General features: G+C 46.2%; 12 protein-coding genes. 6 read left to right on the forward strand and 6 right to left on the reverse strand.

The window, feature by feature from the left end:
• Nucleotides 1-3 precede the first annotated feature (3 nt).
• The 3 genes from OI18_RS18535 (at nucleotide 4) to OI18_RS18545 (ending at nucleotide 3,465) form a co-directional block, all read left to right on the forward strand.
• Nucleotides 4-1,110 (forward strand): hypothetical protein, encoded by a 1,107-nt coding sequence (locus OI18_RS18535; RefSeq protein WP_039142534.1) that lies wholly within the window; start codon nucleotides 4-6, stop codon nucleotides 1,108-1,110.
• 109 nt (nucleotides 1,111-1,219) lie between these two features.
• Entirely contained in the window at nucleotides 1,220-2,287 is a 1,068-nt protein-coding gene (fbaA, locus tag OI18_RS18540) for a class II fructose-bisphosphate aldolase (protein WP_039142536.1), read from the forward strand.
• 119 nt (nucleotides 2,288-2,406) lie between these two features.
• Nucleotides 2,407-3,465, forward strand: a complete 1,059-nt coding sequence (locus tag OI18_RS18545; RefSeq protein ID WP_039142538.1) for a class I fructose-bisphosphate aldolase — start codon at nucleotides 2,407-2,409, stop codon at nucleotides 3,463-3,465.
• 26 nt (nucleotides 3,466-3,491) lie between these two features.
• On the opposite strand, the gene OI18_RS23950 is transcribed toward OI18_RS18545, so the two are convergent.
• From OI18_RS23950 to pafA, 4 genes are all read right to left on the reverse strand, one after another.
• Nucleotides 3,492-4,286, reverse strand: a complete 795-nt coding sequence (locus OI18_RS23950) for an FkbM family methyltransferase (RefSeq protein WP_052273375.1) — start codon at nucleotides 4,284-4,286, stop codon at nucleotides 3,492-3,494.
• Nucleotides 4,286-5,350, reverse strand: a complete 1,065-nt coding sequence (locus OI18_RS18555) for a radical SAM protein (RefSeq protein WP_039142540.1) — start codon at nucleotides 5,348-5,350, stop codon at nucleotides 4,286-4,288. The genes OI18_RS23950 and OI18_RS18555 overlap by 1 nt, the downstream gene beginning before the upstream one ends.
• Before the next feature lie 31 nt (nucleotides 5,351-5,381).
• A complete protein-coding gene (locus OI18_RS18560) occupies nucleotides 5,382-8,246 on the reverse strand; it encodes a M16 family metallopeptidase (protein WP_039142542.1) in 2,865 nt (954 codons plus the stop codon).
• Nucleotides 8,247-8,350: 104 nt separating this feature from the next.
• Complete coding sequence (gene pafA / locus OI18_RS18565; RefSeq protein WP_039142544.1) at nucleotides 8,351-9,988, reverse strand: alkaline phosphatase PafA; 1,638 nt, start codon at nucleotides 9,986-9,988, stop codon at nucleotides 8,351-8,353.
• A gap of 122 nt (nucleotides 9,989-10,110) precedes the next feature.
• On the opposite strand from pafA, the gene OI18_RS18570 reads away from it, so the two are divergent.
• Nucleotides 10,111-11,367, forward strand: coding sequence for an aminotransferase class I/II-fold pyridoxal phosphate-dependent enzyme (locus OI18_RS18570; RefSeq protein WP_039142546.1), 1,257 nt, complete (start codon nucleotides 10,111-10,113; stop codon nucleotides 11,365-11,367).
• Between the two features lie 580 nt (nucleotides 11,368-11,947).
• Here the strand turns inward: OI18_RS18570 and OI18_RS18575 are convergent.
• Nucleotides 11,948-12,472 (reverse strand): thioredoxin family protein, encoded by a 525-nt coding sequence (locus tag OI18_RS18575; protein WP_052273377.1) that lies wholly within the window; start codon nucleotides 12,470-12,472, stop codon nucleotides 11,948-11,950.
• 36 nt (nucleotides 12,473-12,508) lie between these two features.
• Here OI18_RS18575 and OI18_RS18580 point away from each other — a divergent pair, with 36 nt between their 5' ends.
• Together OI18_RS18580 and OI18_RS23955 are read left to right on the forward strand one after the other, a co-directional pair.
• Nucleotides 12,509-13,072 carry a UbiX family flavin prenyltransferase gene (locus tag OI18_RS18580; RefSeq protein ID WP_039142548.1) on the forward strand — a complete coding sequence of 188 codons (564 nt, stop codon included), beginning with the start codon at nucleotides 12,509-12,511 and terminating at the stop codon, nucleotides 13,070-13,072.
• Nucleotides 13,073-13,112: 40 nt separating this feature from the next.
• Nucleotides 13,113-14,099, forward strand: coding sequence for an AraC family transcriptional regulator (locus OI18_RS23955; RefSeq protein WP_052273378.1), 987 nt, complete (start codon nucleotides 13,113-13,115; stop codon nucleotides 14,097-14,099).
• A 57-nt stretch (nucleotides 14,100-14,156) separates the two neighbouring features.
• Here OI18_RS23955 and lolA1 read toward each other — a convergent pair whose 3' ends face one another.
• A complete protein-coding gene (lolA1, locus tag OI18_RS18590) occupies nucleotides 14,157-14,810 on the reverse strand; it encodes an outer membrane lipoprotein periplasmic chaperone LolA1 (protein ID WP_039142677.1) in 654 nt (217 codons plus the stop codon).
• Nucleotides 14,811-14,908: the final 98 nt, after the last annotated feature.

Consider the following 14,908-nt stretch of genomic DNA (forward strand, 5'->3'; position numbering starts at 1 on the left):
CTCATGTCGCTCAATACCTACCAACCTCCACATTTAGGAAGCGGCAATGATAAGCCATCCCGCAAAAAACCGATGTTTCCGGTAATCGAAAGGCTGCGTGCTTTCCTGAAACATCATGGTCGTGAAGTAAGACTGCCGGTTGCTTACAGGGATCTCCAGAGATTCACCTACTCTTTGCCGGTTAAGGATAAAGAGGGTAAGGATACCATGTGGGAGACTGTAGTATACGATATGCGCGAGTGGGATTATATCCGCGAAGGACTGATCAGGATCTACGCTATCCTGAAAACAGAGGGCGATATGAGCTTCAGTAAACACCTTGATGTTGCCCGAATTGACTTTTGTGCCTTTGGCAACTCTCAGCCCTTCCGCATCAGGATCGTAAATAAGTTCAACGATAATTACGACCACTATTACATAAAAATTGCAGATGCCAGCCGGATCTACGGCCTGGAGCTGGAGCACCTGCTGTCGCCGAACCGGATCACTTTTTTCACAAGCAGGAACACGCTTGTGGAAGAGCACATCCCAGGTATTCCCGGGGACATTTTTATCCAGTCCTATCTCGATAATTCCGACACCAACAAAATAAGGTTCGCAAAAGAGTTTGTGAAATTCAACGAGCGCTGCTTTGTACGACTGCTTGGGGATATGCGCAGTTACAATTTCGTCGTGGATATTACTCCGGACATTGAAGATTTTCAATACCGGATCAGGGCTATCGATTTTGACCAGCAATCGTATGAAGGCAGGAAAAACCTTTACCTGCCACAATTCTTCAAAGAAAACAACCCTTTCGTGCAGACGACACTCAAATACCTGAATTCGGATTCCATCGCCCAGTACCAGACTGAAGAACGGACCATGATGGCCTTCCGGCTTGTATCTGCACGTTACCGGATCAAAGAGCTGCTGGATACAATGGGCCGGGACCAGATCTCCACGCCCGAAAAAATTCACCAGCTTGCCGGGGAACTAGCTGAATTTCACGGAAATGTCGCGTTAGGGAAAACCCACACAATGGGCAAACTGGTAAAACAGCACCTCAAGGTCTGTCTCCGCAAAAACCTGCTCATGATTCCCCGTTTCCAGGGTCGTTTTGAAGATTAGGGTTCCAAACCGATTAAATTCCCCCATTTTACCGGGTATTAGGTATATTAGCGCTCCATTAACGATTGCCACTGCCTGTATTTGATTCATTAAACAACCAGAAAAACAGATGAAAAAGTACAGCGCCGGCGTATTATTCGGCGAAGAATTAGAAGCCTTGTATAAGGACGCCAAAGCAAACCAGTTTGCTATGCCTGCCGTGAATACCATCGGCACTGACTCCATCAATGCAACACTTGAAGCTGCTGCAAAGGTGAATTCACCCGTAATTATCCAGTTTTCAAATGGCGGGGCACAGTTCATTGCCGGCAAGGGAATGCCGAACGACAGCCTCCAGGCCAATATTGCCGGTGCGATTTCCGGTGCGCTTCATATCCACAACGTCGCCAAATATTACGGTGTACCCGTAATACTGCATACTGACCACGCTTCACACAAGTGGCTGCCGTGGATTACAGCACTGGTTGATGCCGGCCAGGAATTCCATAAAGAAAAAGGAAGACCCCTGTTCAGCTCACATATGCTTGATCTTTCTGAAGAATCAATTGAGGAAAACATCCAGACTTCAGTTCAGTATTTCAAGCGCATGCAGCCACTTGGAATGGGAATTGAGATCGAGCTTGGCGTTACCGGTGGTGAAGAAGACGGAGTAGATAACAGCGGCATTGAAAATGACAAATTATATACCCAGCCACAGCACGTAGCTTATGCATACGAAGAACTGGGAAAAGTTGGCCGTCTCTTTACAGTTGCAGCAGCATTCGGGAATGTTCACGGGGTATACAGTCCCGGTAACGTGGAACTCCGACCTGAGATCCTCCATAACAGCCAGGTTTACATCCAGGAACAATACAAGACACAGGAAAAGCCGGTATACTTTGTATTCCATGGTGGCAGCGGATCACCCAAAGAGCAGATCCGTGAAGCACTTGGTTATGGTGTTATCAAAATGAACATCGATACCGACCTGCAGTGGGCGTTCTGGGAAGGTGTTTTAGGAAATTACAAGAAAAATGAAGGCTATCTCCAGGGCCAGCTGGGTAACCCAGAAGGCGCAAATAAGCCAAACAAGAAATATTACGATCCACGTGTATGGCTCAGAAAGGGCCAGGATACTTTTGTGAAGAGATTACAGGAAGCTTTTGAGGACCTGAACTGCATAAACAGGAACGGTTAAGAAATTAAAAACTCAAACGTAAAAAGAGCAGCGCCCCGAAAGCGCTGCTTTTTTCTTGCTATCAAGCCATTAGTATTAGTTTTGCGCTTTCTATAACGATTGCCAAAAAATAAACGATTATGCCATCTAAGAAGATCATTGACCTTTTGGGTGACAAAGCAGGCTACCTGCTGGATCACAAAAGTTCGACTTTTGACAAGTCTACCCTTACTCTCCCCTCTCCCACACATGTAGAAGAAGTCTGGATCAACAGCAACCGTAATAACCAGGTGCTGAGAAGTCTCCAACAATTGCTTTCACACGGCAGGCTGGCTGATACCGGGTATTGTTCCATTTTTCCCGTTGACCAGGGAATTGAACACAGTGCAGGCTCTGCCTTCGCTCCTAACCCAATTTACTTTGACCCGGAAAACATCATCCGGCTTGCCATTGAAGGCGGTTGTAGTGGCGTCGCCTCAACTTTTGGTGTACTTGGCCTGATGAGCCGGAAATATGCCCACCGGATCCCTTTCATCGTGAAGATCAACCACAATGAATTCCTTAGCATGCCTAACAGGTACGACCAGACGCTTTTCGGCACAATAAGATCCGCATGGAACATGGGCGCATCAGCTATTGGCGCAACAATTTACTGGGGCAGCGCAGAAAGCAGCCGCCAGCTTAAAGAAGTTGCAGAAGCTTTTGAGCTGGCCCATGAACTGGGCATGACCACGATCTTATGGTGTTACACCAGGAACAATGCGTTTAAAGTAGATGGGGTTGACTATCATACTTCCGCAGACCTGACAGGCCAGGCCAACCACCTGGGCGTAACAATCCAGGCAGATATCATCAAACAAAAACTTCCTACCAATAACGGCGGATACCTTGCTACCAAACACGGCAAAACGCACAAACTGGTTTACGAGAAACTCACTACAGATCACCCGATCGACCTGTGCCGCTACCAGCTGGCAAACTGTTACATGGGAAAAGTGGGATTGATCAATTCAGGAGGTGAAAGTAAAGGAGCCAGTGATCTTGCCGATGCAGTGGAAACGGCAGTGATCAATAAACGCGCCGGTGGTATGGGACTTATCCTCGGCCGCAAAGCATTCCAGCGTCCTTTTACGGAAGGTGTGGAAATGCTGAATGCAATCCAGGATGTATACCTGGATAAGGATATTACTATTGCGTGATACTTTCTCACAAGGACAGATGGTTTCTATATCTGTCCTTGTTTTCCCTGCATCATACAAAAGATCTCCATGTAAGTAAACGATTGACTGTCCAACACCTTCCCTATCATTTCAGCCGGCACATAATTATCAAACATAAATGTTTCATCATTTGCAGAACAATTGAACAAGGCGCATGGATAAAGATTGACAAGCCTGTTGATAATCTCCTTTGTTTCCTGGAAAAACGCCGGCAGATTCGCTTCGAAACTGATCAATTGTACGCTAACTGTAAGCCCTTCAAGTACCTCCTTCTCCATTCCTTCAACATCGATTTTGATGTAATCCGGAACACCATATATTGCAATAAGCTGGTCAAGAGTAGTAGTCTGAATATGATCAACCTGGTCAAAATGAATAACACCTTCGTTCGTTAATTTTCCTTCCATTTCATCGGCTCTCTTACGACTAAGCGTGGAGAGGCATCTTCCATGTGCCGGCGATAGCCAGGCCGACGCATAACCAGGCGAATCTGAAACAGCAGATTGAACCAGCGAAACCCGTTGATCACCTGAAAAACGGGCACTCAGCACCTTGAAATTTTCAGGATCCGGCTCACAAACTACTACATGCTTTCCCAAAGCAAGAAAAACTTCAGTCAGTATTCCTACATTGCCACCAATGTCAAAGACTAAACCGCGTCCTGCTTTAAGGATCCTGCCGTAATACGACAAGGCTTTTTTGTGGTCCCCGGCCAGGCCGGGATGTAACAAGCGGGTATATATCCGTCCTGGAATACTGAACTTGAGTTTGTAATACCAGTATGATTTCGATGCAGCCACTAAATCTCTATTTTCTTACAATCCGTATAATGACAACCACGGCAAAATTCAGGAGTTTCGTTTTTCAGCCACAGTTTCCTGAATTCACGAAATGATTCGCTGTTGAGCACCGGCATTAATCCTTCTTTAAACACATTACCGAAGCTCTTTTCTTTTGGAAAGGGCTTCGCACAGCAGGGGGCCATTTCACCATTCCAGCAAACATAAAAATGGCCCCAGGGCAGACCGCAGGTCTGGAAACCCTTTTCACTCCCTAATCCACTCCAGGTTATCTCAACATTCGTGGGATGCGACTTCAATCTACTGACTTCATCTTTGAACGCCTGGCTTTGATAAAAATCATAATAGGAAAGATCAACGCCTGTAATACAGGCCAGGTTGAAAATTGTATAGTTCACATACTTTATCCCCATCTCCTCAGCAAACTGAACGACTTCTTTCAAGTGAAAGAAATTCTCCTGGGTAACAACCATGTTCAGCATTACGTTTGTGGATGTATTCCGGCAGATCTCGGTAATGGCCTTAACATTCCCGCGGAACAGTTCGAAATCCGACTGCACGCGTATGGCATTATAAACGTCATTGATACCGTCAATGGAAATCTGGATCGTATCGAGCTTGCCGGCCATCAGGGATATCTTCTCTACCGTCTTTGGCAACACGGCATTCGTTGAGATCGATACAACAATCCCCTTATTTTTCTCCTTGATATAATCAACAATCCGGTCGATCTTCTTATACATGAGTGTTTCACCCATACCGGTCAACCCGATTGAATCAACATAAGGCACAAGCTCATCAACAATTTTTTTGGCATCGGATTCACTCATTAACCCCATGTCCATTTCTTCACCATACCCATATTCGCGCGGGCAAATAGTGCATTTCAGGTTGCAGTGGGCACTAAGTTCCAACATAACCGTAGACGGATGTGCAACCCGCGTCTGCCTCGTCGTTTTCAAGGCAAGATGATTCAACTTGTTGCCTGCATATCTGAACAGGTCCGGACCACCGGGCATATGCCGGACCCGCTTCATTACATTTTCAATAAACCTCTTAGTCATTGCTCATATTAGTGGCGCAACAGTACACTGGTCAGAAACCTTTTTTTACAGGTGCACTTGACGATCCGCCGTCACCCTCCTGTGGCATCAGAACGGCTGTAAACAAATTTTTTCCATCGAACAGTTTTTTTGCCGCCTGTTGAATATCCTGTACGGTAAGCTTCTGCACCATTGCTTCGTATTGCAGGAAATATTTCGGATCAGCATTTATCGACTGCTGGTCAAGCAATTCGGAAAGCCAGGTACTGTTCTCCTTAATTTCAGTTTTGTATTGTTCAATCCACTGCTTCTTTACTTTTTCAAGATAAGACGCAGCGGGTCCTTTCTGCACCAATATAGCTATTTCTGATTTGGCAGCTTTCAGCAGCGTATCAACTTTTTCCGGACCACAGGGAAGCTGCAGTACCATGGAATAGTTCTGGTACGGGGTCTTTTCCACACTTGTAAAAAAGCCTCCGCCATAAATGCCCTGGATCTTTTCCCTCAGTTCTTCGATGATCCGGATATTAAGGATCTCACCAATTGCATTGGCTTTCAGCTCAAGGTCTTCACTGTAAGGCACTTCGCCGGAATAGAATGCAAGTATCAGGCTTTTCTGTTCCTTACCTTTGTGCACGACGAGTTTTTTCTCGCCTTGCACCGGCCTTACTTTATTGTCTTTAACCTGGAACACTTTACCGCTGGATGGCAGGCTGCCCAGGTAGGTTTCAATCAAGGGAATCATCGAGTCAGTCTTAAAGCTGCCGACAAAAGCAAAATGCATTCCGCTGGCATCACCAATTCGTTCCTTATAAATGGATAAAATCCTGTCCACATTCAATTTGTCAAAATACGCTGACTGGGGAACCGCGATAGGCGCCAGCGGGTTGTTATTATACATAACCTTAAACAAGGTGTCTATGAATGCTGTTTGCGGATTTGACCCGATCGCAGCAAACTGGGATTTGTTCCGCTGTATAAATGAATTGAACAATGCCGTGTCTTTTCTCGGTGATGTAACATAGAGGTGTATCAGCTGGAACATGGTCTCTACATCCTTATTACCCGAGTTTCCATTAAAGCCATCGGTGATGTCGCCCATAGTTGGACTTACAGAAACTGATTTGCCGGCCAGCGCCTTCCGGAGATCGGTGGGACTGAACTCACCTACACCCATAGCTGATACAGCCTGGATCCCATACTCCACATTATATCGATCTGCTGCCCCATAATAGTTCTTACCTCCTGGCCTGCTTGCGCCCATTACAATCTGGTCATTCTTAAAATCAGTTGACTTGAGGGTTACAGTCACGCCATTGCTCAGCGTCAGTTTAGTTGTTCCCATCAGTTTGTCTTCACTTCTCTTTACGACCTTCCCCGGTTTTGGCAAGGTGGTCAAAAGCGATGCAGCCACAGCTTTTTCTTCGTATGGCTTGAGTTCCGCAGACTCCCTGGAAGCAATCGTTGCGAGAAGATCAGCTGGCGCAGGAACCGCAGCAGTACCACTTTCTGGGCCGGTCACATACACCAGCCTGTTTTTATCCGATGCAACCGAAGCAGCAAGTTTATTCACTTCATCGAGTGTGATCCCGGGCAACAACTCTTTATATAAGCTGAATTCCTTTTCAATACCCGGCATCATTTCACCAGTCAGGAAATTCCTGACATACTCTTCCACATATAACGAAGATTCGGTCTTGTCACGATTGTTATACATTCTTTCCATGCTCGACAATGAAGACTTCCTGGCACGATCCAGCTCCGTCGCGGTAAAGCCGAAACGTTTTGCCCGTTCGATTTCTTCTGTCAATGCCTCAAGGCCCCGCTTAATATCACCCGTGCCTACCCCTGCAAATGCACGGAAGTTTTCACTCCCCCGGATAAAATTACCCATGCCTGTAGCTGCGCCTACAAAAGGAGGATTCTGCTGCTGGGTAAGCTCCTGTAATCTTTGATTGAGCATATTCGTGAACAGTTGCCTTACCAGGTTCCGCCGGTAATCGCCAACTGTTTTTTCCGGCGCTGCAGGATAAATGGGATAATTTATACTGATGCTGTAACCAGTTGCTTCCTTATCAGTAACAACAACTGCTTCGCTGGAAGAGTAGGCCGGTATGGTGACAAATTCACGTTTCCGTTCATTCGGCGGGTTCTTCATTCCGGAAAAATGCTTTTTGATCATTTCCAGTGCCTTGTCAGGATCGATGTCCCCAACCACCGCTACAGCCATGAGATTTGGCCGGTACCAGTCCTTATAAAACCTCCTGATCACATCAGGCTTAAAGTTTTTGATTATACTGTCTGAACCTATTGGTAATCTTTCGGCATACCTTGATCCGGCAAATAGTTTAGGATAGATCTGCCGGAACATCCTGTCCTGTGCGCCTTTTCCCAACCTGCTTTCCTCCAGGATGATCGCTTTTTCAGATTGAATGTCCTCGTCAAGGTAAGTTACCTGGTGAGCCCAGTCTTCAAGGACCTGGAATCCTTTTTCCAGGTTTTCAGGCTTGTCTGTCGGGATTGGCAGAATATAAACCGTTTCGTCAAAGCTTGTATAGGCATTCAGGTCACTGCCAAAGCCCACGCCTATATCTTGCAGGAAGCTGATGATCTCGTTCTTCTTGAAATTTTTTGTTCCGTTAAAAGCCATGTGCTCGGCCATGTGAGCAAGACCTAGCTGATCATCATCCTCATTTATTGAGCCGGCATTGAGTGCCAGTCGTAATTCTACTTTTTGCTCAGGCTTTTTATTCTGCCTGATATAATACGTAAGGCCGTTATCAAGTTTTCCGATCCGGACAGCGGGGTCGGGACTAAGTTCACTGTCCAACTTTACCTGGGCACCAGCTGATAAAATACCTGTTATGAGAAACAGGAATATAATTATTCTCCGGGTGAAAAATGAAGATGGGAACATAGCAATGGGTTTAATTCTAATAGAATGCTAATGTATGGGCTTCAAAAAAAATAACCCGAACTCTTTTTCTGTTCGGGTTATAATACGGGTTCAGCGGTGGTATTTTAACGGGTAATAGCCTCTATCGGCTTACCCAGGCAACCATTGGGCATCTGGATTTGCAGCAATGCAGCTATCGTGGGTGCAATATCGGTCATATAAACTTCGTGATTTGACTTGCCGGCGGGGATTTTCCAGCCGTACCAGACCAGCGGTATATGTGCATCATATGGGTTCCATACGCCATGCCCGGTGCCGGTAGGGCCACCATCATAAACCGCGGGGTGAATGAGAATCTGGATATCGCCGCTACGAACCGGCAGGTAACCGAGTGTAATCATGTCTTTGATCTTAGCCGGCAGGGTGGTTTGTGCCACTTTTTCCAGTTCAAAGGCCCGGGCTACATCATCCCGCTTCTTCAGGAATTTGATAACAGCAGCGGAAACTGCACCCTCATCCATTTTAAGGCTGTCGATCACTTTATGATTCAGGTGTACCTGGAAGCTCATAATACTCAGCACAAGTTGCTGCTGGCCAAACAGGCTGCCTAGGTGACCATTTAACTCTGTCACCAGTTTTGTATCATCAAACAGTCCGGAAGGGATCTTATTCTCTTTCATGAAGCCAGGCGCGTGCGCCACACCATGGTCAGCTGAAATAAAGAACAGGTACTGTCCCTTTCCAACTTCCTTATCCAGGAAGTTGAAGAATTCGCCAAGTTCCTTGTCGAGACGGAGGTAAATATCCTCAGCCTCAATGGAGTTCGGACCGAAAGTATGCCCTACATAATCGGGAGAAGAAAGGCTGACTGCAAGCAGGTCGGTGAACTCATCGCGTCCAAGTTCTTCTGCCTTGAGTGCTGCTTTCGCCAGGGCAAGCGTCATCGTATTACCATGCGGTGTGGTTGCAATTGCACCGTAATTTTTCCCGATCATTTCCTTGAGATCGTAAGGAAACCCTTTTGCGTTTGTGCCAAAAGGTTTGCCTTCATATTCCTTTTCATCGGCGGTACTGTTTACATAAGTATTAAGCGGATAAAGCGTGCTCCACCCCTGCTGGTAATACTTGTCAACCATCTTTGAAGCGTTGAAATCAGATACCCAGGCCGGAAGGTCGTTACGGTAATAGGTAGATGTCACCCAGTTACCAGTACGGCCGTCGTACCAATACGCACCATTTGCTGCATGTCCGGCCGGCAGGATCGCGCCCCTGTCCTTCAATGCAATGCCGATTACCTTGGAACGGAAGTTTGTCGCCAGTTTCAATTCGTCCCCAATGGTAGAAGCCAGCATGTTTGCCGGACTCATTTCGCCGGCGGTAGAAGTGCTTCCTACTGTTTTCACCTTTTTATCTTCAGTACAGTATACAACACGGTTCAGGTGGTTATCATACCATGCATTTCCGGTTATACCATGGACCGCCGGAGTGGAACCGGAATAGATAGAAGCATGTCCGCACGCTGTAACCGTAGGGGAATAGGGAATAAAAGTATTTTCATTGGAAAAACCCTGTGTGAGAATCCGCCTGAACCCGCCATCCGCGCTGTAGCGGTCTGCGTAACGATACAGATAGTCCCACCTCATCTGGTCAACTACCAGTCCAACCACCAGTTTTGGTCTCTGAGGCTGGGCGCGGGCTTCGGAAACAGCAGAAAAACAAAGGGATACAGATAAAATTAACACGGAACAAATACGACGTACCATGAAAGTTTAGTTTCCGCAAAGATAATGGCCCAACACTTTCACGGATCCCTTAACCATTTGATAATAAAACCGCAAAAAAGTTACCTTTGCGACAATTTTAAATCCACAATTATTTTGTACATATGGCAGATATCTTCGAAAAGCTGGTGAAAGATGGAGGGCCGATTGGTCAGCACATGAAACGTGCACATGGTTATTTCGCATTTCCTAAACTCGAAGGGGAACTGGGCAGCCGCATGACCTTCCGCGGAAAAGAGCGGATCGTTTGGAGCCTGAACAACTACCTCGGACTGGCAAACCATCCTGAAACCAGGAAGGCTGACACAATCGCTGCAGAAAAGTGGGGAATGGGCTATCCGATGGGCGCCCGAATGATGAGCGGAAACAGTGTTCACCACGAACAGCTGGAAAAGGTATTGAGCTCGTTCGTTAACAGGGAAGACGCCATGTTACTGAACTTCGGTTACCAGGGTATCATGAGCTGTATAGACGCACTGGTGGGAAGACGGGATATTATTGTTTACGATGCTGAATGCCATGCCTGTATAGTTGACGGCATCCGCATGCACATGGGCTATAGCTATACTTTCAAGCATAACGACATTGAAGATTGCGAAAAGCAATTGCAGCGTGCCGCTAAAATGGCCGAAAAAACGGGAGGCGGAATCCTGCTGATCACGGAAGGCGTATATGGCATGAGTGGCGACCAGGGCAAATTAAAGGAGATCGTTGAACTGAAGCAGAAATATGAGTTTCGCATACTCATCGATGATGCACATGGATTTGGGGCGATGGGTCCAACCGGGGCAGGTACTGACGAAGAGCAGGGCTGCCAGGAAGGAATTGACCTGTATTTCTCCACATTCGTAAAATCCATGGGTAGCATTGGCGCGTTTATCGCCGGTCCTAAAGACGTACTCGCATATCTCCGTTACAACACTCGCTCACAGATCTTCGCAAAAAGCCTGCCTATGATCATCGTTGAAGGGATGCTTAAGCGGATGGAGATGTTGAAATCAATGCCGGAATTACGTGAAAAGCTTTGGAACGTAACACGTACCCTGCAGAACGGGCTTAGGGAGAAGGGATTTGACCTCGGCAAAACCAACACCATGGTTACCCCGGTTTATATGAAGGGCGATGTACCGGAAGCAACTGCGATGGTGCTTGACCTTCGTGAGAACTACAATATTTTCTGCTCAATCGTTGTATATCCTGTGATCCCGAAAGGCCAGATCATTTATCGACTGATCCCTACAGCGGCCCACAGCGCGGAAGATATCGAACTTACACTTAAAGCTTTTACTGAAACTAAGGCCAAGCTGGATGCCGGCGCATATAAAGCGGCTGAGATCCCGGATATGGCTGAAGCCATCTAAAAAAGGCTGGAACAAGAATTGAAAGGGTACCTGGTTCGGTAGAACCGGGTACCCTTTCCTTTTAATGGCCTTATAATCGCTGCAGATTAGTTCATTTCCAGATCATATATCCTGGGGTCATCCTAGGGTCATCTTAGGGTTATTCTAGGCTTTTTACCCTAAGATGACCCCAGGATAACTGTAGGATGTCCCCAGAATGCATGGAATAGCTTTGATACATTAGGAACGCATTAATCCGTCATTACTGATTGTTTGATTTTGGAGGAAGGAAGGAATAGAACAGGGACAAAAAAAATCCCGCCGGGAGGCGGGATGCACTAATCAAATACCATTAACCATTAAACCTTATCCTATGAAAATTCAAATATAAGATGTTAATGAGGTAACATTGGTTGCAAGAGGGAATTTTTTTTTTGGGCAAAAGGGAGTTTTTGACCCGAATCAATCTGATCTAAGTATTTACCTAGCTGATTTTTAGGTCACGTGTGTAAAAACGACACAAAAGGGGCAAATCGCCTACCACAGGTATAGGGTATGACGGTAACTAAATGTAATACGTTGCAGGCTTGTTAAAATATTCTTACCATGTGCTTTTGAACTTCTTCTGAAACTCCGGGAATGGCATCCGCTTGTACGCGCCATCGCCGAAGTACTTAACGATCAGTTCGAGCTCATTCGGGGCAAGGTAGCCGGGAATGGGCTGTGGTGTCTCACCAGGGGCCGGGATGATCACGGTGGTAGGATATGATAACTGCCCGCCGGTCAGCGCCATGGCGATCTCGTTGGTCTTATATTGCGTGTTGAAGGGATATTTCTTTCCCTGCCAATCCACCGCCGAGCGGGTTTCTGCGTCCAGCTTTACCGTATAGAACTTTTCCTTTAAGTAACTGATCACATTCTTGTTACGATAAGTTCGTTTGTCCATAACCTTACACCAGCCGCACCAGTCGGTGTAAAGATCAATGAGTACGGGCCTGGGCGACTGCCGGGCAGCAGCTTCGGCATCAGCAAGACTGATCCATCGCATATCCTTATCCGTTGATTCCTGCGCGATAGCGGTATTCACGGCGAAGAGCAGAATTATGGGGACGATAAACTTTCGCATGTTTAACTTTGTTGTTACCAAAAATAAAACACCAGGATGCAAAGAATTGTTATAGCTATCACCGGCGCTAGTGGTTCAGTGTATCCAAAACTATTGCTCGACAAGCTGGTCACAATGAAAGACCAATGGCAGGAATTGTCTGTTGTTATGACCGACAACGCCCGCATAGTATGGCAAACAGAACTTGGAACGAGCGGTTACGACAACTATCCCGGTATCCGGTTCTTTGATAAGAACGATTTTAACGCGCCTTTCGCATCCGGTTCCGGAAAATATTCCACCATGATCATTATTCCTTGTTCAATGGGTACCCTTGGAAGAATAGCTACCGGCATTTCAAACGACCTTATCACAAGGGCGGCGGACGTAATGCTCAAGGAAAGACGTAAACTTATCTGCGTAGCCCGGGACACCCCCTACAACCTGGTCCATATCCGTAATATGGAGACTATTACACTGGCGGGGGGTATCATCTGCCCGGCCAGTCCGTCATTTTACAGTAAACCGGAAACGGTCGAAGCGGTTGTCGCTACAGTGGTGGACCGCGTACTGGATCTAGCAGGCTTAACTGTTAAGACTTTCCGCTGGGGCGGAGAATAGCCAGCTTTTATTTAATTTGCCAATTCAAAATTGCAGTCTGTTGTTCAGTTTTGAATACCATTCATACGATTATTTCAAGCTCCTAAGCGATCTTGCCGCGACGATGGGCACAAGTGTGAAGGACAACAAAATAATTTTCCCTCATCACGTTGCCGACGGCTACCTGCAATGTATTGAGCTTCCCAATGGCTTACAAGCCATCATTTCCGATTACAAGCTTAACGACCAGTATTATCTTAAACGGGAGAAGATTCCTAAAGAGTATTATGTACTCAGGTATGAGGACATAAAGATCGAAGAGGAAATGACCCTCAAGATAGATGGTGAAGTACTGCGTACGCGCAATGAACACCATGCAGGCATTTATCTCACAAGTACTCTTTTTGACGTTTCATACCTTGGGCGCAAGGGCACTTCCATAAAAGGCATTAATATCATTTTCAGCAAGGAGTGGCTTGCAGAACACTTACGGATAACCGATCCTGAAGAAGTGCTCACTACCTACCTGAATATGAAAACAGGCAGCTACACTATTGAACCGATCGATAACGAATACCGCCGGTATTTCAATGAAATCCTGCAATCTGAAGAAGACAGTCCGCTACGGATTGCCACCATCCAGAACCGGATCATGCTACTGATCGAACGCTTTTTTGCAAGGTTGTATGAGAAGAGCCGCACGCTCATGGCCAGTCCCAAGATCTCGAAACATGATGTGCACCAGTTGATGCGCGTTGAATCATTGCTGACAAAAGATGTTTACAGTCGCCCCCCGACAATTGACCAGCTTGCCCAGGAGGCAGCCATGAGCTCTGCGAAACTGAAAAAGTTGTTTAAAGAAGTTTATGGCACCAGCATATATGCTTATTACCAGAAACAACGCCTGAATGTGGCCCGCGATATGCTGCTGAGCGGAGATTTTACAGTAAAAGAGGTCGGGTTGCAGGTTGGTTACTCCAACCTCAGCAATTTTGCAGCTGCATTTAAAAAGGAGTTTAACATTCTGCCAAGCGAGATACGAGCATAAAAAAATCCCCGCGGACGACCGTCCTTTCCGGGGATTCTTATTAAATGAGTTTCTTTGTCAGCGCAGGTCCACTTCTTCGACACCTGGATACTTCTTCTTGTCAAATACGAACATATCATCAGCAATTGCAGCTTTAGAATTCATATTGCTCACTGTATATGTGTATTTGTTGCCATTTTTCTCAAGAACTTTCGTGCTGTGAATGGTCTTGGTTCCCTTGTCTACATACACGTAAACCTTATGAAAAGCCTTGCTTTTGTCCGTAGGAGTCATCTCAATTTCCTGTAGTGTCTTTGTGCCAACTTTCTTTTCACCATTCATCTTATAGTAGAAGTCCTTATCGTAAAAATTGGTGAACAGTTTTTGCGGAGTAATGGTGGATTGTCCAGGCTCAAATTTGGTGATGGTCACCTCATTGGCAGCCTTGTCGTAAGTCCAGATATTTTTGCCATCGCAATAAATATCCTGTCCAGTGATATTAACCCGGTATTTTCCATCTTTCATGTAAACTGTCCCTTTCTTAACACCCTGTACCTTGCCATTTCCGTCTTCAACCTGGAGACTGAATGAGGACTGAACTGCCTTAAACGATTTAAACTTTGAACTAACCGCATCAAGCACGGATTTCGCCGCCGGATCGCTCTGAGCCATCACAAAGTTTATTGATACCACGCTAAACATCACGGCCAGCAAAATGGAAAGTTTCTTCATAAGTACTTTTTTGAACAATGGGTGCAAAGATATTCTTTTAGATGCAGTGATTGGACCAATGGTTGGAATCCAGGATTAACGCCGGTGAACGCTTTAAC

The organism is Flavihumibacter solisilvae, from assembly GCF_000814475.1.
GTDB classification, from domain to species: domain Bacteria; phylum Bacteroidota; class Bacteroidia; order Chitinophagales; family Chitinophagaceae; genus Flavihumibacter; species Flavihumibacter solisilvae.